The organism is Pseudomonas sp. Marseille-Q1929 (assembly GCF_017316265.1).
Classification (GTDB): Bacteria; Pseudomonadota; Gammaproteobacteria; order Pseudomonadales; family Pseudomonadaceae; genus Aquipseudomonas.
The window spans coordinates 83324-103874 of sequence record NZ_JAFLWU010000009.1 but is presented as its reverse complement, the minus strand read 5'-3'; the positions used below and the strand labels follow the sequence as shown (position 1 = coordinate 103874).

The following is a 20551-nucleotide window of genomic DNA, read 5'->3' as shown; positions in this document are numbered from 1 at the left end:
ATATATCAACAACATAAAACTTGGCACAGGCCCTGCTATAGCGCTGTAGCTTTCAAGGTTTGCAGCGCACTTAAAAGACAACTTAAGCAGACCGAAAAGTACCAGCACCATTACTTTCGGAGGGGTTATGTACCGCATCAACAGGATCACCCACAGCCTATGGCTGGCCACCGCCTTGACCGGCACGCTGCACAGCCTGCCCGCATTGGCGCAGGAACAAACGCCCGCCGCCGACGACAGCGCGCCCACCCTCAAATCGGTGACGGTCACCGCCCAGCGCCGCGAAGAAAGCGTGCAGGACATCGCCAACGCCGTCAGCGCCGTGTCCGGCGAAAGCCTCGGCCAGGCCGGCACCGACTACATCGGCAAGGCCCTCAAGTTCGTGCCCAACGCCCAGGCCAACAACCCGGACGGCGATGCACGGCCGCGCTGGTACATTCGCGGCGTGGGCACTGGCGACCAGGGCGCCGCCACGGTGTTCCCGGTGGGCGTGTACGTCGACGATGTGTACCTCAACGCGCCGCTGGCCGGCGGCGACCCGCTGTTCGACCTGGACCGCATCGAGATCCTGCGCGGCCCGCAAGGCACGCTGTATGGCAAGAACACCACCGGTGGCGCGGTAAACATCCTGACCAAAAAGCCGAGCTTTGATAACGACGGCTACGCCACCCTCGGCTACGGCAGCAAGAACGAAAAAATCGTCAATGGCGCCCTCGGCGGCACCCTGGTGGAAGACCGCCTGGCCGCGCGCGTGTCGCTGTATTCCAAGGAACGCGACGGTTTTATCAAGAACGTCTATGACGACAAGGATTACGACCGCGTCGACAACAAAGCCGTGCGCCTGCAATTCCTCGCCAAGCTCAACCCCGACCTCACCGCACTCTGGACCCTGCACGACAGCCAGACCCGCGGCACCGCAGCGGGCCTGTTGCCGGTGGGCAGCTTCCCCTGGCTGGGCGGCTATAACCGCAGCAACCCGGACCGGCGTTACATCGACAGCAACGTCGACAATAAATCGAAGATCGAACACGCCGGCACGGCCCTGACCCTCAACTACGACCTGGGCGACTACCGCCTCACCTCGATCAGCGCCTACGACGAAACCAAGCAACGCAGCATCAGCGACGATGACCTGTCGCCGGTGGAAAGCGGGCGCAACTACACCAACAACCGCTGGCGCCAGTACTCCCAGGAATTCCGTGTCGCCTCGCCCACCAGTGAGACCCTGCGCTGGATCCTCGGCACGCACTTCTTCCACGAAGACCTGCAAAGCGCTGGCGCCACCTCGGCCTTGCCGGATGAAGGCGCATCCGAGGCCAGCTACACCGGCACCTCGTTCAGCCATAAAAACACCAGCTACGCACTGTTCGGCAACCTGGCCTACGACTTCACCGACCAGTTCACCGTCACCGGCGGCCTGCGCTGGACCCGCGAGAAAAAAGCCATCGACCTGGACCTGGTGCAAACCACCGGCAGCAACTTCAACGGCGACTGGTGGGATTCAGGCTCCCTGCAAAACCCGGTGGACGTGACCGGTGCCGGCATCACCACCAACGGCAATGCCAAGCGCAACAAGACCTGGAGCGCGGTGACCTACGACCTGACCCCGGAATACCGCATCAACGACAACCTGCGGGTGTACGCCCGTTATGCCAAGGGCTTCCGTTCGGGTGCGTTCAACACCGGGCTGTCCAGCAGCCTGGAGCAGTTGAGCACGGTGCAGCCGGAGACCCTCAATTCCTATGAACTGGGGCTCAAGTCCGAATGGCTCAACGGTCGCGTGCACGCCAACGCCAACGTCTTCTACTACGACTACCAGGACATGCAGGTCAGCGCGACCACCACCACCGCCAGCGGCAGCCTGGTGTCGTTGCTCACCAACGGCGCCGAAGGCACGGCGCGCGGCGCGGAGTTCGAACTGGAAGCCCAGGCCACCGACAACCTGCACCTGCAATTGGCCGCCTCGGTGTTTTCCAGCGAGTTCACCGGCGACCTGTGGAAGGGCAACAGCTTTATCCGCGCGCCACGCCACACCTACGCGCTGGGCGCCGACTACCGCTTCCCGCTGGATATTCCAGGCGCCCTGGTCCTGGGCGGCGACCTGCGCTACCAGAGCAAGGAGTACTTCATCTCGGCGTACCAGCAGTCGCAGTGGACCTGGCTCAACCAGGGCGGCTACACCGTGAGCAATGCGCACCTGAGCTACACCACCGCCGACGAGAAGTACAACATCACCGGCTTCGTCAATAACCTCACCGACAAGCAGTACCAGAACCACGGCATTTCCCTCAACCGTGGCAGCGCGCCGTATTGGGCGTCGTTCGGTGATCCGCGCACCGCCGGCGTGACCGTGACGGCGAAGTTCTGAGGATGCCCGTGAACACCTCGCGCCCGGGTTTCCTGGTCAACTTCATGCTGCTGGCCACCTTCAGCGGCGCCACCATCGGCATGGCCAAGATCGTCACCACCTTGTACGCCCTGTCGCTGGGGGCAAACGCCATGCAGGTGGGGATCATCTCGGCCATGGAGTCCTTGGGCATGGTGTTTCTCACCTTGCCGGCGGGTTTCGTGATCGCCCGCTATGGCGCCAAGCCGATCTACTTTGTGTCGAGCCTCGGGCCGATGCTGGTCAACCTGCTGATCCCGCTGTTCAGCGGTTGGCTGTGGCTGGCGCTGGCGCAGTGGTTGATCGGCTTGTTCATTCCGTTTCGCATCGTCGCGATGAACAGCGCCTTCCTGCGCGAACTCAAGCACCTGGGGCTGAGCAAGGCCGGCTGGTATCGCGGCGCCTTGACCCTGGGCCTGGGCTTGCTGGGGCCGCTGCTGGGCAACCAGTTCAGCGGCGAGGGCCAGTTTCATTGGGCCTTTGTGCTGATAAGCCTGTGCTTTGGCGCGATGGCGGTGTACAGCCTGAGCTTCTGGGAAGGTGAACCGCCGAGCGAGCGCGCGCCGGCGCTCAACCTGGCGGCCATGTTCGGCGAAGCCCGCACGCTGCTGGGGCATCGGGACATCCGCGAGCCGTGCGCCATGGAGGCGCTCAACAGCGCGACCACCTCGGTGTTCAGCACCTTCATCATCCTCTATGCGCTACAGGAGGCGGGCTTGTCCCAGGACCGTGCGGTGGCGTTGGTGGTGATCGAAGGGGTTGGCGCGGTGCTGGCGCTGTTTGGCCTGGGGTACGTACTGCGCCACCTCAGCCAGGGTCTGGCCTATGGCTTGAGCCTGGCGTTCGGCATGGCGGCGCTGCTGCTGATCGGATTGAGTCACGGCTTTGCATGGCTGGCCTTGGCGGGCGTGTTGTTGAGCCTTGCAGCCGCCGCTTTGCACCTGCTGAACATGAACCAACTCAGCCAGCAGGTGCAGGACAAGAGCAAGGTGTCGGGGCTGTTCCAGCTCGCCTCCATGGCCGGCGGTTTTGTCGGGGCGATGGCGGGCGGTGTGATCAGTTACCTGATCGGCCTCGGCCCGCTGTTTGTGTGCTGGGCGCTGCTGATCCTGGTGATCGCGGCGACCTGGTATACGGCACGCCGCCACGTGCCGGTCGCGGCCTGACTGCTGCTGTAGCAGCAGTGCACCAGCAACGCGTTGCCCATGCAGCAGCGCGGTTGCCCTCCTTCACCCGTGTTTGCCGGGCCTTGGGCCTTGGCATACAAGCTGCACTATTGCCTTCAAGCAGACTGATAAGAGTATCCCCATGCCCCAACCTTCACTGCCGGTGCTTGTGTCCCGGCTCTCTTGGCTTATTTCGCCGCTGGCCTTGCTTGGCCTGTGGGCCGGCGTCGCGGCGGCCGGGGTATTCCCCCGGCAGTTGCTGGTGCCGCCCGCCCAGGTGTGGCGCACCTTTGCGCTGCTGCTGGAAAACGGCGAGCTGTTGGACCACCTGCTTACCAGCCTCGGCCGCCTGGGCTGGGGCCTGGGCATCGGCGCAGTGAGCGGGTTGCTGTTCGGCTTGCTGATGGGTTTGTCGAAAACCGTGGAAGCCTATTGCGGGCCGCTGTTCCATAGCCTGCGGCAGATCCCCAGCCTGGCCTTGATTCCGCTGTTGGTGCTGGTGTTCGGCATCGATGAAATCTTCAAGATCGTCATCGTCGCCGAAGCAGCTTTTTTCCCGCTGGCGTTGGCCACCAGCCAGGGGGTCAAGGGCATTCCCCGCAGCTATTTCGAGGTGGCGGCGGTGTATCGCCTGCCCTGGCTGAGCCTGGTCAAGGCCGTGGCGTTGCCAGCCGTGACGCCGCAGATTGTCACCGGCCTGCGCATCGGCCTGACCCGCGCCTGGGTGGTGTTGATCGCCGCCGAACTGCTGGCGGCCGACAGCGGCCTGGGGCAGATGATCGAGATGGCGCGGCAGATGTTGCGCATCGACGTGGTGATGGTCGGCATCGTCGTCACCGGTCTGGTCGGCTTCGCCCTCGACTGGTCCCTGCGCCGCCTTGAACGCCGCTTGCAGCGCTGGCAACCGACGCGGGTGGCGCCATGAAACGCCTGCTCCGACACGCCCGTGGCGCGCTGCTGCCCCTGCTGTTGCTGGCCGCCTGGGAATATGCCTCGCGCCAGGGTGCCAGCGGTGCGTACGCCGTGGTGCCGTTGGCGCAGGTGGTGGCCGGCTTGGTGGAGATCGTCGGCAACGGCGAGCTGCTGACCAACCTGCTCGCCAGCCTGCTGCGCACCAGCCAGGGCCTGCTGTTTGGCGTGCTTGCCGGCACCCTGATCGGCGCCAGCATGGCGTTGTCCGCTTGGGGCGAGCGCTTGATTGCACCGCTGTTCCACAGCCTGCGCCAAGTGCCGATGCTGGCCTGGATTCCCTTGATCGCGCTGTGGTTCGGCAACGGCGAAAGCTCCAAGGTGCTGATCATCGCCCTCGCCGCCAGCTACCCGATGGCCCTCAACACCTTTGAAGGCTTGCGCCAGGTGGATGCGCGCCACCTCGAAGTCGCCCAGGCCCTGGTCCTCAGTCGCCGCCAACGCTTTGCCCTGGTGCTGCTGCCGTCGGCACTGCCCAGCCTGTGTACCGGTGTGCTGCAAGCGATTGCCTTCGCCTGGGTCACGGCGGTGGGCAGCGAACTGTTCCTCTCCGCCGGCCCCGGGCTGGGCAACCTGATGATGAATGCCGAAGCCGGCGCGCGCATGGAGATCATCCTGCTGTGCGTGGTCAGCATCGCGGCCCTGGGCTACGGCATGAGCCTGTTATTCACCTGCCTGAGCCGCTACCTGCTGCGCTGGCGCCCCTGATTCTGGAAGGCTTGGACATGACTGCAATCGCACCGCACATTGTTTCCCTGACACCCCACACCCTGCCCGGCGCCCTTGAAATCAAAGGGCTGAGCAAGGACTACAGCCTCAAGGGCCAGCGCCTGCGCGTGCTCGACGGCATCGACCTGACGGTTGCCCCCGGCGAGTTCGTCAGCATCGTCGGCCCCAGCGGCTGCGGCAAATCCACCTTGCTGCGCTTGATCCTCGGCCTGGACAACGACTACAGCGGCCAGATCCTCCTCGACGGCCAGCCCGTGACCGGCACCAGCCTCGACCGTGGCATCGTGTTCCAGGACCATCGTTTATTCCCGTGGATGACCGTCAGCCAGAACATCGCCCTGGCCCTGAAAAACCACCGCCTGAGCGCCAAGGCCAAGCAGCAGTTGGTGGACGAGCACATCGCCAAGGTCAACCTCGAAGGCTTTGCCGACGCCTACCCGCACCAACTCTCCGGCGGCATGGCCCAACGCGCCGCCATCGCCCGCGCGCTGATCAACACGCCCAAGGTGCTGTTGCTCGACGAACCCCTGGGCGCCCTGGATGCCCTGACCCGGGTGTACCTGCAACAGGAACTGCAACGCATCTGGGTCAAGCAGCGGTGCACGGTGATCATGGTCACCCATGACATCGAAGAGGCGCTGTACCTGGGGGACCGGGTGATTGTGATGCAGGCGCATCCGGGCAGGATTCGGCGGGAGATTGCGGTGGGGTTGCCGCATCCGAGGGATCATCTGTCGCCAGAGTTGCACGCGTTGAAAGCGCAGTTGCGCGCTGAGTTGCTAGGGGAACATCAGGCCTGACACATCCAAAAATGTGGGAGCTGGCTTGTGTGGGAGCGGGCTTGCTCGCGAATGCGGTGGATCAGTCGAAATATAGGTGACTGATACTCCGCATTCGCGAGCAAGCCCGCTCCCACAGGGGATGGTGTTGAGTCAGGCCGTAAGCGTGCGCCTGTCACTCAACCTTGACCGGATACCCCCCAATCGGCGGCAATTCCCCAATCTTCTCCAACCGCGCCCGCACAATATTGCGGCTGATCCCCAGCAACCGCCCGGTCTGCAACTGGTTGCCATGGCAGAACTGGTACGCCGTGCGAAACACCTGCTCCTCGATATGATCGAACAGGTTATCGAGGTTCTTCTCAAACAAACTGATCAACGCCGACTCCAGGTCACCGCCTGCCGCAGGTAGCGCCTGGATCTCCTGGCGCACCGCCGCACTCATCTCCACCAAGTGCAAATCCCCCGGTTGGATCACCTGCTGGCGGCACACCAGCAACGCGTGATGAATGGCGTTTTCCAGCTCACGGATATTCCCCGGCCAGTTATGCGCCAACAGCTTGCGCTCGGCCTCGGGGCTCAGTTGCGCGCTGCTGTAGCCCAGGCGCCGGCAGTGTTCGGCGACAAAGAACTCGGTGAGCGGCAGGATGTCTCCCGGGCGCTCGCGCAGCGGCGGCAGGCGGATGGTGGCGACGTGCAGCCGGTAGAACAGATCCTCGCGGAAATTGCCCGCGACCACGGCATCCGCCAGGTTGATATTGGTCGCCGCCACCAGCCGCACGTTGATCGGAATCGGCGTGCGCGAGCCCAGGCGCACCACTTCGCGCTCCTGCAACACCCGCAGCAATTTGACCTGCATGCCCAATGGCAAATCGCCGATCTCGTCGAGGAACAAGGTGCCGCCGTTGGCCGCTTCAAACCAACCGGCCTTGTTTTGCGTGGCGCCGGTGAAGGCGCCCTTCTCATGGCCGAACAGCTCGCTCTCCACCAGGGTTTCGGGAAACGCGCCGCAGTTCACCGCGACAAAGTTGGCCTGGCTGCGCCGGCTCAGATTGTGGATCTGCCGCGCCACCAACTCCTTGCCGGTGCCGGTCTCGCCGATAATCAGCGCGTTGGCTTCGCTGGGTGCCAGGCGCTCGATGCGGTTGAGCAGTTCCTGGGAACGCGGGTCTTTGAAAACCAGTACGGTGGCCCGCACCGTTTTGCTCAGTTCACGGGCGTTGGGGTGGGTGAGCAATGACATCTTACGGTCCTGTTTCCAAAGTACTTGGGCGCCATAGTGAACCAAGCCGCATAGATAAAATAATTATTAATTTGCATTTGAATATTCCAATAAAACATATGAGATTCACTGCTGCTGGAGCAGCAATCCATCAGCAATCGCTCGCTGCTGATTCAGCAAAAGCCCCCTCGAAAACGCCGTAAAACCCAGGGAACAGGGGATATGGGCGCCTGGCATGCATTCTGCGTTGTCCCTCGGTATCCGTCGTTTGAACCCCGAGGTTTTTGCATGAAGTTGACCCGCCCCCTCCCCGCGCTGCTCGCCGCCTTGCTGGTCGCGCCCCTGGCCAGTGCCATTGAAATCGACCCGCAACGGTTGAGCCAACTGGACCAGGACATCCAGCGCGCCACCCCGCAGTTGATCGAACTGCGTCATGCCATCCACCAGCATCCCGAGCTGGGCAACCGTGAGTTCGAGACGGCCAAGCGCGTGGCCAAGCGTTTGCGTGAACTCGGGCTGACGGTGCAGACCGAAGTGGCCCACACCGGCGTGGTGGCGATTCTGCGCGGCGGCAAACCCGGCCCGGTGGTCGCAATCCGCTCCGAGCTGGATGCGCTGCCGGTCACCGAGCAAACCGGCCTGCCCTACGCCTCCACCGTCAGCGTGCCCTACAGCGGCAACGACTTCAGCCAGGCCGGCAAGACCGTCGGCGTGATGCACGCCTGCGGCCACGACGCGCACATCGCGATTGTGCTGGGGGTGGCCGAAGTGCTGGCCAAGCACAAGGACAGCCTGCCTGGCACCGTCAAGTTCATCTTCCAGCCCGCCGAGGAAGGCGTGCCGGTGGGCGAGAAAGGCGGCGCGCGCCTGATGATCGAACAAGGCGTGCTGGCCGAGCCGGCGCCCCAGGCGATTTTCGGCCTGCATGTGGGGCCCGGCGTGTCCGGCTCGCTGTCCATCAGCCGCGAGCGCACCACGGCAGCGGCCGACACCTTCGTGGCCACCGTGACCGGCGAACAAACCCACGGCGCCTTCCCCTGGGCCGGGATCGACCCGATTCCCCTGGCGGCGCAGATCGTGCTGGGCTGGCAAACCATCCCGAGCCGGCAAATGGACCTGGTGGCGCTGCCGGCTCCGGTGATTTCTGTCGGGCGCATCGACGCCGGTGTGCGCAGCAACATCATCCCCGCGCAAGTGCGCCTGGAAGGCACCGTGCGCACCTTGAGCCAGGCCCAGCGCGACGACGTGATCGAACGCCTGCGCCGCACCGCCAGCAAGATCGCCGAAAGTGCCGGCGCCAGCGCCAACATCGACGTCACCCCGACGTACCCGGCGGGCTACAACAACAGCGCCTTGGTGGATGCGCTGCTGCCGCAACTGAAGGCCTCGTCCAAGCTGCCGGTGGACATCGAATCCGGCGTCTACGCGGCGGACGACTTCGCCGAATACTCGCGCAAGATCCCCGGCGTGTTCTTCGGCCTTGGGGTGACGCCCGATGGCATCGACCCGGCGCACACCTGGCCCAACCATTCCCCCAAGTTCCTGGTGGACGACAACGCCCTGCCGGTTGGCGTGCGGGCGCTGTCCCGCGTAACCCTGGCCTATCTCGCCAACAACGGCTTTGGAGCACAACCATGAAACTCGTCTGCAAACGCCTGATCGCCGCACTGGCCTTGATCCCCGCACTCAGTGCTTTCGCTGCCGACACTCCGAGCAGCGTGCGCATCGGCATCGTCTCGTTCACCCAGGGCGGCAAGCCGGTGTTCGGCGGCATTCCCGGACGCGTCATCGAGGAAGGCTGGCTGCAACAGGAACTGCAAAAACGCGGGGTCGCCCTGGAGTGGCAAGCCCTGCCCCACGCCAACGCCGGGCCGCAGATCAACGAAGGCTTCTCCAACAACGGCCTGGACTTCGCCGTGCGCGGTGACTTGCCCTCAGTGATCGCCCTGGCCGGTGGCGTGCCCGGCAAGCTGGTGGTGCCCGGCGGCAGCGGCAATAACATCTACCTGGTGGTGCCCAAGGATTCGCCGGCGCAGTCGATCAGTGATCTCAAGGGCAAGCGCCTGGCCCTGCACCGTGGGCGGCCGTGGGAGTTTCCGTTCAGCCAGTTCCTCGCCAGCCAGGGTTTGGCACTGAAGGACTTCAAGATCGCCAATATCAACCCGCAGGTCGGCGCGGCGGCGGTGTCGGCGGGCAAGGTCGATGCCGCCGTGCTGCTCAGTGAGGCCTATCTGCTGGAAGACAAGCAGGTCGGCCGGGTGCTCTGGTCCAGCAAGCAAGGCGACGCCGACTGGCGCCTGGCCTCGGACCTGTGGGGCACCGAACGTTTTGTCGACAACCAGCCGCAACTGACCCAACTGGTCGCCACCGCCTGGGTCAAGGCCAGCCAATGGTTGGCCGATGAGCACAACGCAGATGATTACTACCGTTTCTCGTCCCTGGCCGGCACCCCGCAAAGCGTGCTGCGCCGCGACGATCAAGGCGACCCGGTGCCGTGGGTACAACGCTGGGCACCGAAGACCGATGCGCAGTTGCTCAAGCACTTCGCCGCACTGTCCCAATACGCCCTCGACAACCAGTTGATCAGCAGCCAACCCGACTTCAGCCAGTCCCTGGCCACCCGTTTCACCGACCAGGCGATCCGCGACCTCGACCTGATCGACCTGTGGCCCAACCTCAAGGCCCAGGTCGAAAGTGCCCGCTAACTTTTTCCAGGAGACTGCTTGATGAGCATCGACTTTTTCACCCGCCTGCCGCTGCATGGCGAAACCCAATTCCTGCCCGGTGACCCGCGCAACCGCGGCGACTGGCAAGCCCCGGAAAACAACAGCGGTGCCGTCTCGGACTTCGCCGTCGGCGACCCGTTCACCTACATCGACTACCTCGGGCAGATCGCCCGTGCCGCCGAGATCAACCGCTTCAGCGGTGTGCTGATGGTCAACGCGCCCAGCGGCGAAGAGCCCTGGACCGTCTGTTCACTGCTGGCCCGGGAAACCCGCACGCTGAAATTCGTCAGTGCGTTCCAGCCCTTCCATTTCTCGCCCTTCGTCGCCGCGCAGATGGCCGCCACCTACCAGCGCGCCAGTGGCAACCGCCTGGTGTGGAACATCATCAACGGCGGCTCCGAAGTGATGCAGCGCCAGGTAGGTGACGTCACCGGCCACGACGACCGATATGCGCGGGCCAGCGAGTTCATGGATGTAGTCAAGGGTTACTGGAACAACGAACAGTTCCACTACGCCGGGCGCTACTACAGCGCCGAAGGCGGCGGCCTGCGTGGCCCGCAGAAGAAAGCCGAGCTGCCGCTGATCTGCACCGCCGGTTCTTCCGAAGCCGCCCGCGAATTCGCCGCCAAACATGCCGATTACTACCTGATGCGTGCCGAGCGCCCGGAAGAAATCCGCGCGCTGATCGACGACGTGCGCCGCCGCGCCGTGGCCCATGGCAATGGCAACCTGCGTTTTGGCTTGTCCGTCGATGTGGTCACCCGCCCGACAGAGGACGAAGCCCGCGCCGAGGCCCGGCGCTTTTTCGACGAAGGCGTGGCCAAGGGCGTAGTCCAGCAACTGGCGGCCCACGACGGCCTGCGCTCGGCGCGCAAGCTGGGCTTTGAGCACGAGTACGCGCAAAAACAGGCGCCTGGGTTCGATGACTTTTTCATCCACCCCAATGTGTGGTCCGGCTTCGGCTATATCGGCGTGCCGCCCGGCGTCGCGCTGGTGGGCAGCTACGCCCAGGTGATCGAGCGGATTCACGAATACAACGCGGTGGGCATCGAGCTGTTTTTCCTCGCGGGCTACCCGCACCTGGAAGAAAACTATCGCCTGGGCGAGCACATCCTTCCGCACTTCCGTCACCTGCGCCAACCCGCAGCGCGGCAGTCGGCCCAACCCAGCGAACAGGTGGCGTGATGGACCCGACGTTTTTCAGCCGCCGCCGTTTTCTCGGCAACAGCCTGACCCTCGGTTCTGGCCTGGTACTCGGCAGCAGCCTGCTCAGTGCCTGTGGCGACGGCGCAGCACCGCAGGCCTTGGCCAGCACCGCACCAAGCGGTCCGCAGTACGGCGGGCGCCTGCGCCTGGGGGTGATCGACGGCAGCCGCAGCGGCAACCTCGACGCCCATAAACCGGTGGGCAGCGGCATCATTCGCGGCTTTGCGCTGTACAGCAAACTGTGGGAATGGGACGAAAACATGCTGCCGCGCCTGGCCCTGGCCGAGGAGGCCGAAGTCAGCGCAGATGCACGCATCTGGACCCTGCGCCTGCACAAGGACCTGGAGTTCCACCACGGCAAGACCATCGACGCCGATGACCTGGTGTTCTCCATCCGCCGCCTCACCGACCCACACCTGGCCTCGCCCTACGCGGCGTTGCTGCACTGGATCGACCGCGACAACCTGGAGAAACTCGACAACCGCACCCTGCGCGTGCGCTTCAAGGACGGCGCCGGCTTCGTGCCGTTGCCGGAAACCTGGGTCAACTTCGGCGGCATCGTGCCGGTGGACTATCACCCGGTGACCAACCCGGTGGGCGCCGGCCCCTACAAATTCAAGAGTTTCAGCCCCGGCCAACGCTCGCTGTTCACCCGCTTCGAGAACTATTACAAGGCCGGCAAACCCTATGCCGATGAATTGGAAATCATCGACTTCAAGGACCAGACGTCACGCCTGGGCGCCTTGCAATCCGGGCAGATCGACCTGGCCAACGGCTTGGCCAACGAACACCTGCGCCTGGTCCAGGCCAATCCAAAATTGCAGGTGCTGACCTCGGTCACCGGCAACTGGCTGACCTTCGACATGAACCTCAGCCAGGCACCGTTCAACGACCCGCGCGTGCGCGAAGCCTTTCGCCTGATGGCCGACCGTGAAGAACTGGTGGCCCGCGCCCTCAACGGCCAGGGCCGCGTGGCCAACGACCTGTATGCGCCCAACGACCCGACCTTCGACCACCGCATCCCGCAGCGCAGCTACAACCTGGAACGCGCCAAAGCCCTGTTGCGCGAAGCCGGCCAGGAGCACTTGAGCGTGGAACTGGTGGCCGACCAGGACAGCGGCGGCGTCGGCTCGGCGCTGGTGTTCGCCGAACAGGCCAAGCGCGCCGGCGTGGACATCCGCGTGCGCCAGGTCGACAGCGCCACCTTCAACGGCCCGCAACTCACCGAATGGCCGCTGAGTACCGGTGGCAGCATCGGCGCGCCGTTCCTCACCTGCGGGCTGCACTCCGACGCGCCGGTGTCGGTGGCCAACAAGACCCACTTCAGCGACCCGCGCTTCGACCAACTGTTCCTGGAGGCCCTGGCCCAGCCCGACCTGGAAAAACGTCGCGTGCTGGTACACGAAGCCCAGCAGATCCAGCATGACAAAGGCGGCATGCTGATCTGGGGTTACGCCAACCTGCTCGACGGCATCGCCCACCGCGTCGGTGGCGCCCAGGCGGAAAAAACCCTGCTCCCCACCTGGCGCTTCGACAGCCTGTGGCTCAAGGAGCCCGTGTGAGTGGGCTGGCACGGCGCCTGTTATCCGGGCTTGGCAGCGTGCTGCTTATCAGCGTGCTGGTGTTCCTCGCCATCCGCCTGCTGCCGTCCGACCCGGCGCGGGTGATACTCGGACCGGGCGCGCCCGAGGCATCGTTGCAGGTGCTGCGCGAACAGCTGGGCTTGCATTTGCCGCTGTGGCAGCAATACCTGCACTGGCTGGGCGCGGCGCTGCAGGGTGACCTGGGCCTGTCCCTGGATTCCCAGGTGCCCGTGACCCAGCTCCTCGGCCAACGCTTCGCCAACTCCCTGGCGCTGCTCATCCCCGTTGCCCTGTGCAACCTGCTCCTGGCCGTGGGGCTGGGCACGTTGCTGGCGCTGTACCGCGACCGCCGGATCGACCGCCTGACCCTGCCCCTGCTGGTGATGTTCAAATCATTGCCGGGGTTTGTGCTGGCGATCGGCTTGATCATGCTGTTCGCCACCAGCCTGTTCACCTGGCTGCCGGCGGTGTCGCTGCTCGACCCGGATCACTCGGCGTTCACCCAGGGCCGCTACCTGGTGCTGCCCGTGGCCGCGCTGGTGCTGGCCAGCGCGCCGTACCTGATCCGCCTGGTGCGTGGGGCGATGATCGAAGCGCTGCACAGCGACTACCTCGAAGCCGCCCGCCTGCGTGGCCTGCAACCCTGGCGGCTGGTGCTCGGCCATGCGCTGCCCAATGCCGTGCTGCCGCTGATCCAGGGGCTGGCGTTGACCCTCAGCGTGTTTTTCAGCAGCACGTTGCTGGTGGAGATGGCGTTTACGTATCCGGGGGTGGGCAGCCTGCTCAACGATGCGATTCGCCTGAGGGATGTGCCGGTGATTCAGGGTGGGGTGAGTGCGATTGCGGCGTTTGTGGTGGGGGTGAATTTGCTGGCGGATGCGCTGGCGCGGCTATGCGTGCCCAAACTGCGTACCCAACACCTCTGACTACATGGGATCAAAACTGTGGGAGTGGGCTTGCCCACTCCCACAGTTTTTTTGTGTCATTGAGACTTGAGTGTCATGACCCGATCCGCAATCGCCCGCACCACATTCAGATCATGGGTGACAAACACCAGCGCCATCCCCTCCGCCTGCAAACCCCGCAGCAATTCCAGGATCGACGCCTGCACCGACACATCCAGCGCCGAGGTGATCTCATCGCAAATCAGCAACCTCGGCTCGCACACCAGTGCCCGGGCAATCGCCACGCGCTGGCGTTCACCACCGGACAAGCTGCCGGGATAGGCATCGGCTAGGGCCACGGGCAAGGCCACGCGGATCAAGGCTTGCTCGGTACGCTCGCGCAATGCCGCGCCGCGCAGGCCGAAGAAGTGCCGCAGTGGCGTAGCCAGGCTTTGCGCCACGGTGTGGCGCGGGTTCAACGCGCGCAGGGGGTTCTGGAAAATGTACTGGATGCGCCGCCGCTGCTCGGATGAGCGTGCGCCGAGCGCAAGACTCAGCAGCGCGCCAGCGAACCGCAGGCGCCCTGCCGCTTCCTGGGCCAGGCCGACCAGCGCGCGGGACACGCTGCTTTTACCGGAACCCGACGCGCCCACCACGGCCAGGCATTCGCCCCGGCGCACATGCAGGTTCACCCCTGCAACCACGCGCCGCCCGGCATAACTCACCGCCAGTTCATCGACCTCCAACAACAGCGGCTGCTGCGACAGATCCTCCAGCGGTCGCGCCGCCAGCCGCGCTGCTGCCAGCAGGCGCTGGCTGTAGGGATGTTGCGGCTGGCGAAACAACTGCGCGGTCTCGGCGCATTCCACCACCCTACCCGCGTAAAGGACCATCACCCGGTCGGCCAGGGACTCGACCACGCCGAGATCGTGGGACACGTACACCGCCGCCACGCCCTGGGTTTTGCATAACTGGCGTAAGGCGGCCAGGAAGTGCGCCTGGGTGGTCACGTCCAGCGCGGTGGTCGGCTCGTCGAGCACTACCACTTGCGGACGCAGGATAAACGCCAGGGCGAGCAATACCCGCTGCTGCTGGCCGCCGGATAATTGATGGGCAAAGCGCCTGAGAAAGCCTTGGTCATCCGGCAACCCCACTTGCTGCAAGGTGTCGCGCAGGCGTTGCTGGCGTGCCTCCCGCGACAGCTGTGGCGCATGAGCGGCCAGGGTTTCCTGCAACTGGCCGAGGATGCGCAGCGCCGGGTTCAGCGCCATCGCCGGGTCCTGGGGGATATAGGCGATCACACCACCCCGGGCCTGGCGCAAGGCTTCGCCCTGCAAGCCGAGCAGATCAGTGCCGGCGACCAGCACCTGCCCACCACTGATCCGCGCGCCCTTGCGCACATGCCCGAGCAACGCGGTGGCCAGCGTGGTCTTGCCCGAGCCGGACTCTCCCACCAGGCCGAGGATTTCTCCTGGGTTCAATTCGAAATGGATATCGGCAACCACCGCCTTGCCACTGTCCAGTTGCACCCGCAGGTCCTGCACACGCAACGGCGTCATGGCGTGTGCTCCAGCACCCCGGCGCGCACCCGGCCGATGCCTTCGGCGAGCATGTTGCTGGCATAGGCGAACACGCCGATCAGCAGCGCCGGCACCAGCACCGCCCAGGGTTGCAGGACCAGCCCGCCCTGGTTCTCGCTGATCATCAGGCCCCAATCCGCCGCCGGCGGCGCCATGCCGTAGCCGAGAAAGCTCAGCCCCGACAAGATGCCGATGGCCCAGGTCAGCATGCTGCCAAAATGCACGAGCATGGGGGTGAGGATGTTCGGCAGCACTTCGCGCAACAATAGGTGGCGGCGCGGCAGGCCCATGGCTCGCAGCACTTCGATGAACTCCTGCTCGACCACGGCCTGGGTGCTGGCGCGGGTCTGCCGGATCATGCCGGGCAGGAAGGCGAAGGCCACCGTCAGCACGATCAACCACGGCTCGCGCCCCAGCAGCGAGACCACCAGCAGCACCAGGATCAACTCGGGAAACGCCAGGGACAGGTCGGCGCTCCAGCGGATCAAACGGTCCAGTGACCCACGGGAAAAACCCGCCAGCAGCCCCAGGCCCGCGCCCACCAGCAACGCCAGCGAGGCGGCCGCCAACGCCATCCACACCACGCTCCATCCGCCCACCAGCACCCGTGACAGCACGTCATGCCCGAGGTAGTCGTAACCCAGCGGCGCGCTGGCGCTGGGCGCGCCGTACACCGGGCCGAGCAGTTCACTCGCGCCATGGGGCGCCAGCAACGGCCCAGCCAGTGCCAGGCCGATCACCAGCAGGCTCAGGCCGGCGCCCTGGCGCACTTGTCGATTGGCGGCCAAGGCACGCCAAGGTAAGCACAGCATCGGGCTCACCTCGCCGACAACAACGGAATGTCGAAACCGTGATCCAGATCCAGCAATGGGAACAGCAGATCCGCCACGCGCTGCGCTTCATCGATCAGCGGATAACCCGAAAGGATGAACGCCGACACGCCCTGCGCCTGGTACTCACGCACGCGCTCGGCCACCTGGATGGCACTGCCCACCAGATAGGTACCGGCCGCCGGACGCAGGATGTCGAACCCAAACAGGCTTGGCCCGACCCACACGTTGGGGTAGATCTCCAGTTCCCGCGCCGTGGGCAGGCGGCCTTCGCGCAGGGTTTGCAGGTTGCGTTGCACCTGGGGATCGTCGCTGACGTACGTCTCCAGGGTTTCGCCCGGGGGCAACTGCGCGGCCACGCCGTCGAGGGCGGTTTGCAGGGAGGTGCGCTGCAACAACAACTCGGCGTGGGCCCACGCCTCTTCTTCGGTCTCGCGCACGATAATCTGCAAGCGCGTACCAAAACGCAGGCTGCGCCCGCGCTTGGCCGCCTCCAAGCCGACGCGGCGGAATTTGTCCCCCAGGCGTGGCGGCGTGTCGGCAAAGCTCAGGTACACGTCGAGCAGGTCGGCCGAATGGGCCACACCGGCGTCGGACGTGCCCGCACCCCAGAACTCGATGGGCGTGGATTGCGTCGGCGCCAGCCAGCCGCCCAGCGGGTGTTCGGCATCTGCCGGATCGCGCGGCGCCAGGTTGATGTATTTACCGGCAAAACCCTGGGTTTCACCGGCATACACGCTGCGAAAGGCCCGCCAGTAGTCGCGGCTGAAGTCGTAGCGCTCATCGTGGGGAAAATGCACGCCCAAGGCCGCCAGGCCGCTGTCATCGCCATTGACCAGGTTGAGCAACAAACGCCCACCGGAATACTGGTCGAAGCTCAACGCCCACTTGGCCAATACCGCTGGCGACAGTTCACCGGGGTACTGCGCAATCAAAAACCGCAGGCGTTTGGTCGCATCGATCAAGGCAGCGGCCGTGGCCAGGTTGGAATTGGGGCTGGTGCCCAGCAGCGAGCCGTAATAACCCAGGCGGTCGGCGACCACGGCAATCTGCTTGAGCTGTTCGAAACCGGTCACCCAGCGCCCGGCCGCTTCCCACGGGTACGGGCCATCGGGGGTGGTGAGGTACCACAAGAGTTTGATCGTCATGCTGTGTTGCTCCAGAAAAAGGTCAGGGATGCACGCAAGGGCATGGCTTTAGAAACGGGTCAGCGCACTGACACCAAAGGTGCGCCGGTCGCCCCGCGCGTCCCAGGCCACATCGAAGGGCAAGGGCACGCTATCGGTCTTGTATTGTTTGTCGGTGAGGTTGTTGACGTAGGCGGTCAGATCCAGGTCCAGGCGCCCGCCAAAGTGGTAGGTGGCGCTGGCGCTGCCCAGGGTGTAGCCGCCTTGGGACACGCTGTGGTCCTGCTGGGCGGTGGGCAGGAAGTAGATGCGGCTCTGGTAGCGCCAGTCGCTGCCGAAGTTGAGCGCATTGCCGTTGTCCAGCGGGATGCGGTAGCTAGCGCCCACGGCCAGGGTGCGTGACGGCGAACGGGCGATGCGGTTGCCGGAGTAATCAACGCCGCCGGATTCGAAGTCCTGCAACTCCGTGTGCAACAGGCCCGCCGAGGCGTTCAGGTGCAGGTTGGTGAACGGCAGCGCTTCAAGTTCGAACTCGGCGCCGCGAATCACGCCCTTGCCGCTGTTGGTCAGCAGCGACACCACCTGGCCGTCGCGCACCGACACGGCGTTGACCTGGATGTCCGAGTAGTCGTAGTAGAAGACGTTGGCGTTGGCGGTCAGGCGTTCATCGAACCATTCACTCTTGATCCCCAGCTCGTAGGCATCGACATTTTCCGGCGCCACCACCGACGCTTCGGCCTGCACCAGCGCGCCGCCGCTGAAGCCTCCGGAGCGGAAGCCCTTGGCATAACGGAAGTACACGCGGGCGTTGTCGTTGAGCTGGTACTCGGGGGTGATGTCGTAGGTGAGTTTGTTCCAGGTGCGTTTTTCGTCCTGCACCACGGTGGTCGCCAGCGGCCCGGTGTAGTGCTTCCACCACTGGTCGGCGCTGGCGAACGACACTGAGTCGCTGCCCGGTGCGGCCACGCGTTGCAGGTCGATGTCCTTGGTTTCGCGGGTCCAGCGCAGGCCGGTGGTGATGCTCAAGGGCTCGCTGACCTGCCAGGTGGTGCTGCCGAAGATTGCGAAACTGTCGGTGGTCTGGTCAATCGAGGTCTTGCCGTAATCGGCGACGCCGAACGCCTGGTTGTAGTCGGCCGGCAGCAACGCACTGCTGGAAGCGCTGTCCAGGTGTTCGTGGAACAGGTGGGTACCGACGATCCAGCTCACCGCCTGGTTCTTCGCCGAGGACAGGCGCAGTTCCTGGGAGGCCTGCTTCCAGTGGTCGTCGGAATAGGAGCGGCCGAACTCGTAGATACTCATGTTCGGGCCCTGGGCTTTTTCCTGGATGTCGTCGAACGCCGTAATCGAATCCAGTTGCAGCTCGCCCAGGTCCCACTTCAACGCCAGTTGCACGCCGTTGTGCTGGATGCGGTCGTCGGCCTTGCCGGTAAACGCGGCGTGGCCGGTGTTCGGCTTGGGCGCCGGGCCGAACAACGTGCTGCCGCCCGCCCCTGCGCCCCAGGCGCGGGTGGCGATGCCCTGGCCTTTGTAGTCGCGGGCATGCAGTTGCAGGGTGGCTTGCAGGTCATCGTTGATTTGCGCCAGCAGTTGCAGGCGCAGGGCTTGGTCGTGGATGTCGCCAACCGTGTGGCCGTCCACCTGGTTTTTCAATTGGCCGTCGCTGCTCTGGTCGATAAACGCCACGCGGCCGGCCAGCTTGTCCTTGAGCAAGGTGCCGCCGTAGGCGCCTTCATACAGCTTGGCGTTGTAGTTGCCAGCATCGGCCTTGAAGTAGCCTGCGGGGTCTTCGAAGGTCGGTTTGCGCGAGACAAAGTTGATTGCGCCGCCGGTGGTGTTCTTGCCCCACAGGGTGCCTTGGGGGCCACGCAGCACTTCCACGCGCTCCATGTCATACAGCGGAAAACCGGTGGCCACGTGGGGGTCGATGTACACGTCGTCGGTGTAGATGCCCACCGGGTACACCGTGGTCGAGGCCATGTCGCCGGAGCCCATGCCTCGGATGTACCAGCGCGGGCGCTGGTGGCCGGCAAACTCCGGCGCGATGGCGTTGGGCACATTGCGCAGGGCTTTGCCGGCACTGAAACCGCCGCCGTTACTCTCGATGTCCTTGGCGCTGACCACGGAGATCGCCGAGGGTACGTCCTGCAGAGACTCTTCACGTTTTTGCGCGGTGACGGTCACCGTGGGCAACGCATCGTTAGCTGCGGCCACCGGTTCGTCGGCGGCGGCGAGCTGGCCGTGCAGCGCCAGGGCACCGGCAACGGCCCAGGCCAGGCGGTTGAAGCGAAAGTGTGCGGGCATGGGCTTACTGTCCTTGGCTACGGTTGAGCAATGCGCGGGCGTCTTGCAACGGTTGGGGGGCGACCCACTGGGCGAGGTCGAAATCGTGCTCAAGGAAGCCATGGCGGTAGAGGAAGTTCTTTTGCAGCGCCAGGTACTCCAGGCGCTTGGCCGATAAATCCGGGTGCAGTGAGGTGTGGAAATCCCCCCGGTAAGCCGCCTCGACACCGGCACTGGCGGCACGGGTTTCTTCGGCGAGGATGCCGCGCAGCGCATCAAGGTTCTGCGCGGCCCAATCGGCGGCACGCAGCGTTTGCGCGAGGAACCGCACCACTACGTCGTAGTGCTCGTCCAACAGGTTCTGGTGGATGGTGATCGGGCGCGGCGTGCCGTTATTGATGCGTTGGCGAGGCGTGGCGACCTGGTCGAGGTCGATGCCCACCACCAAGCCCAGGCGCTGCGCGGCGTCGGCGGCCGAGGCGCCTTTGACGTACACCGCGTCCACCTCGCCGCGCACCAGGTGATCGAGGCCCGACCACAGGCGCTGCAAACCTTCCTCAGGCGGCAGGCTGTCGTCACGTGGGTGCAGGGCCACTTCCACCAGGTCCACATCGCTGAAATCCAGGCCGGCCAACGACAGCGCGCCCTTGTAGCCGGACAGGCTCATGGCGCGGGCGATGCTGCCGGGACGGTCGCCGACTTCCCAGGCCGGCAGGGCCAGGCGCTTGCCGCGCAGGTCGGCGGGCGAACGAATGCCCGAGTCGGGACGCACGAGGATGGTTTGCCATTCCTCGATCCAGGTCAGGCCGATCAAGCGCGTGGGTGTGCCGGCGCCGCGTGCGGCCAGGGCCGGCACGTTGCCGCCTTCACGAAACAGCCCCGGCAGTTCGTGATCGTAATGATGACGGCCCAGTTGCAAGGCGTCCTGCAAGGTGGCGACGCGGATACCGTCGCGGGCGAATTCTTCGCCCAGCCAGCCGAGCTTGAAGGCAATACCCGAGGCGGTCGGCACTGGGCAACGGGTAAACCACAACGTGTCCAAGGAGGAAGGAGGCAAGGCAGCGGCAATGGGCATGGGAAC

At 64.9% G+C, this 20551-nt stretch carries 16 protein-coding genes; 10 read left to right on the top strand and 6 right to left on the bottom strand.

All coding sequences use genetic code 11. The features are described from left to right. Positions 1-127 precede the first annotated feature (127 nt). The 5 genes from J1G37_RS12950 (at position 128) to J1G37_RS12930 (ending at position 6050) form a co-directional block, all read left to right on the top strand. Positions 128-2368, top strand: coding sequence for a TonB-dependent receptor (locus tag J1G37_RS12950; RefSeq protein ID WP_207042186.1), 2241 nt, complete (start codon positions 128-130; stop codon positions 2366-2368). Between the two features lie 2 nt (positions 2369-2370). Further along, a complete protein-coding gene (locus J1G37_RS12945; RefSeq protein ID WP_207042184.1) occupies positions 2371-3552 on the top strand; it encodes an MFS transporter in 1182 nt (393 codons plus the stop codon). A 142-nt stretch (positions 3553-3694) separates the two neighbouring features. Then, complete coding sequence (locus tag J1G37_RS12940; RefSeq protein WP_207042182.1) at positions 3695-4477, top strand: ABC transporter permease; 783 nt, start codon at positions 3695-3697, stop codon at positions 4475-4477. Beyond that, a complete protein-coding gene (locus J1G37_RS12935; RefSeq protein WP_207042180.1) occupies positions 4474-5229 on the top strand; it encodes an ABC transporter permease in 756 nt (251 codons plus the stop codon). Before J1G37_RS12940 ends, J1G37_RS12935 begins: the two co-directional genes overlap by 4 nt. Positions 5230-5246: 17 nt before the next feature. Next, complete coding sequence (locus tag J1G37_RS12930) at positions 5247-6050, top strand: ABC transporter ATP-binding protein (RefSeq protein ID WP_207042178.1); 804 nt, start codon at positions 5247-5249, stop codon at positions 6048-6050. 154 nt (positions 6051-6204) lie between these two features. Here J1G37_RS12930 and J1G37_RS12925 read toward each other — a convergent pair whose 3' ends face one another. Further along, entirely contained in the window at positions 6205-7272 is a 1068-nt protein-coding gene (locus tag J1G37_RS12925; RefSeq protein ID WP_207042176.1) for a sigma-54 dependent transcriptional regulator, read from the bottom strand. 267 nt (positions 7273-7539) lie between these two features. Here J1G37_RS12925 and J1G37_RS12920 point away from each other — a divergent pair, with 267 nt between their 5' ends. Genes J1G37_RS12920 through J1G37_RS12900 form a run of 5 tightly spaced genes read left to right on the top strand, consistent with a single transcriptional unit; the run spans position 7540 to position 13692 of the window. Next, the gene (locus tag J1G37_RS12920) at positions 7540-8889 is read left to right on the top strand and encodes an amidohydrolase (RefSeq protein WP_207042174.1); all 1350 of its coding nucleotides are present in this window, start codon (positions 7540-7542) and stop codon (positions 8887-8889) included. Next, positions 8886-9956: an ABC transporter substrate-binding protein gene (locus tag J1G37_RS12915; RefSeq protein ID WP_207042172.1), complete on the top strand. Its 1071-nt coding sequence runs from the start codon at positions 8886-8888 to the stop codon at positions 9954-9956. The genes J1G37_RS12920 and J1G37_RS12915 overlap by 4 nt, the downstream gene beginning before the upstream one ends. A gap of 21 nt (positions 9957-9977) precedes the next feature. Continuing rightward, positions 9978-11162: an LLM class flavin-dependent oxidoreductase gene (locus J1G37_RS12910; RefSeq protein ID WP_207042170.1), complete on the top strand. Its 1185-nt coding sequence runs from the start codon at positions 9978-9980 to the stop codon at positions 11160-11162. Further along, positions 11162-12745 (top strand): ABC transporter substrate-binding protein, encoded by a 1584-nt coding sequence (locus J1G37_RS12905; RefSeq protein ID WP_207042168.1) that lies wholly within the window; start codon positions 11162-11164, stop codon positions 12743-12745. The genes J1G37_RS12910 and J1G37_RS12905 overlap by 1 nt, the downstream gene beginning before the upstream one ends. Next, positions 12742-13692, top strand: coding sequence for an ABC transporter permease (locus tag J1G37_RS12900; RefSeq protein WP_207042167.1), 951 nt, complete (start codon positions 12742-12744; stop codon positions 13690-13692). The genes J1G37_RS12905 and J1G37_RS12900 overlap by 4 nt, the downstream gene beginning before the upstream one ends. Before the next feature lie 56 nt (positions 13693-13748). Here J1G37_RS12900 and J1G37_RS12895 read toward each other — a convergent pair whose 3' ends face one another. Genes J1G37_RS12895 through J1G37_RS12875 form a run of 5 tightly spaced genes read right to left on the bottom strand, consistent with a single transcriptional unit; the run spans position 13749 to position 20545 of the window. After that, complete coding sequence (locus tag J1G37_RS12895; RefSeq protein WP_207042165.1) at positions 13749-15209, bottom strand: ABC transporter ATP-binding protein; 1461 nt, start codon at positions 15207-15209, stop codon at positions 13749-13751. After that, a complete protein-coding gene (locus J1G37_RS12890; RefSeq protein WP_207042163.1) occupies positions 15206-16042 on the bottom strand; it encodes an ABC transporter permease in 837 nt (278 codons plus the stop codon). The genes J1G37_RS12895 and J1G37_RS12890 overlap by 4 nt, the downstream gene beginning before the upstream one ends. A gap of 5 nt (positions 16043-16047) precedes the next feature. Continuing rightward, the gene (locus tag J1G37_RS12885; protein ID WP_207042161.1) at positions 16048-17208 is read right to left on the bottom strand and encodes an LLM class flavin-dependent oxidoreductase; all 1161 of its coding nucleotides are present in this window, start codon (positions 17206-17208) and stop codon (positions 16048-16050) included. 48 nt (positions 17209-17256) lie between these two features. Beyond that, the gene (locus tag J1G37_RS12880; protein ID WP_207042160.1) at positions 17257-19491 is read right to left on the bottom strand and encodes a TonB-dependent receptor; all 2235 of its coding nucleotides are present in this window, start codon (positions 19489-19491) and stop codon (positions 17257-17259) included. Positions 19492-19495: 4 nt separating this feature from the next. Continuing rightward, positions 19496-20545: an ABC transporter substrate-binding protein gene (locus J1G37_RS12875; protein WP_207042158.1), complete on the bottom strand. Its 1050-nt coding sequence runs from the start codon at positions 20543-20545 to the stop codon at positions 19496-19498. Between the last annotated feature and the right edge of the window lie 6 nt (positions 20546-20551).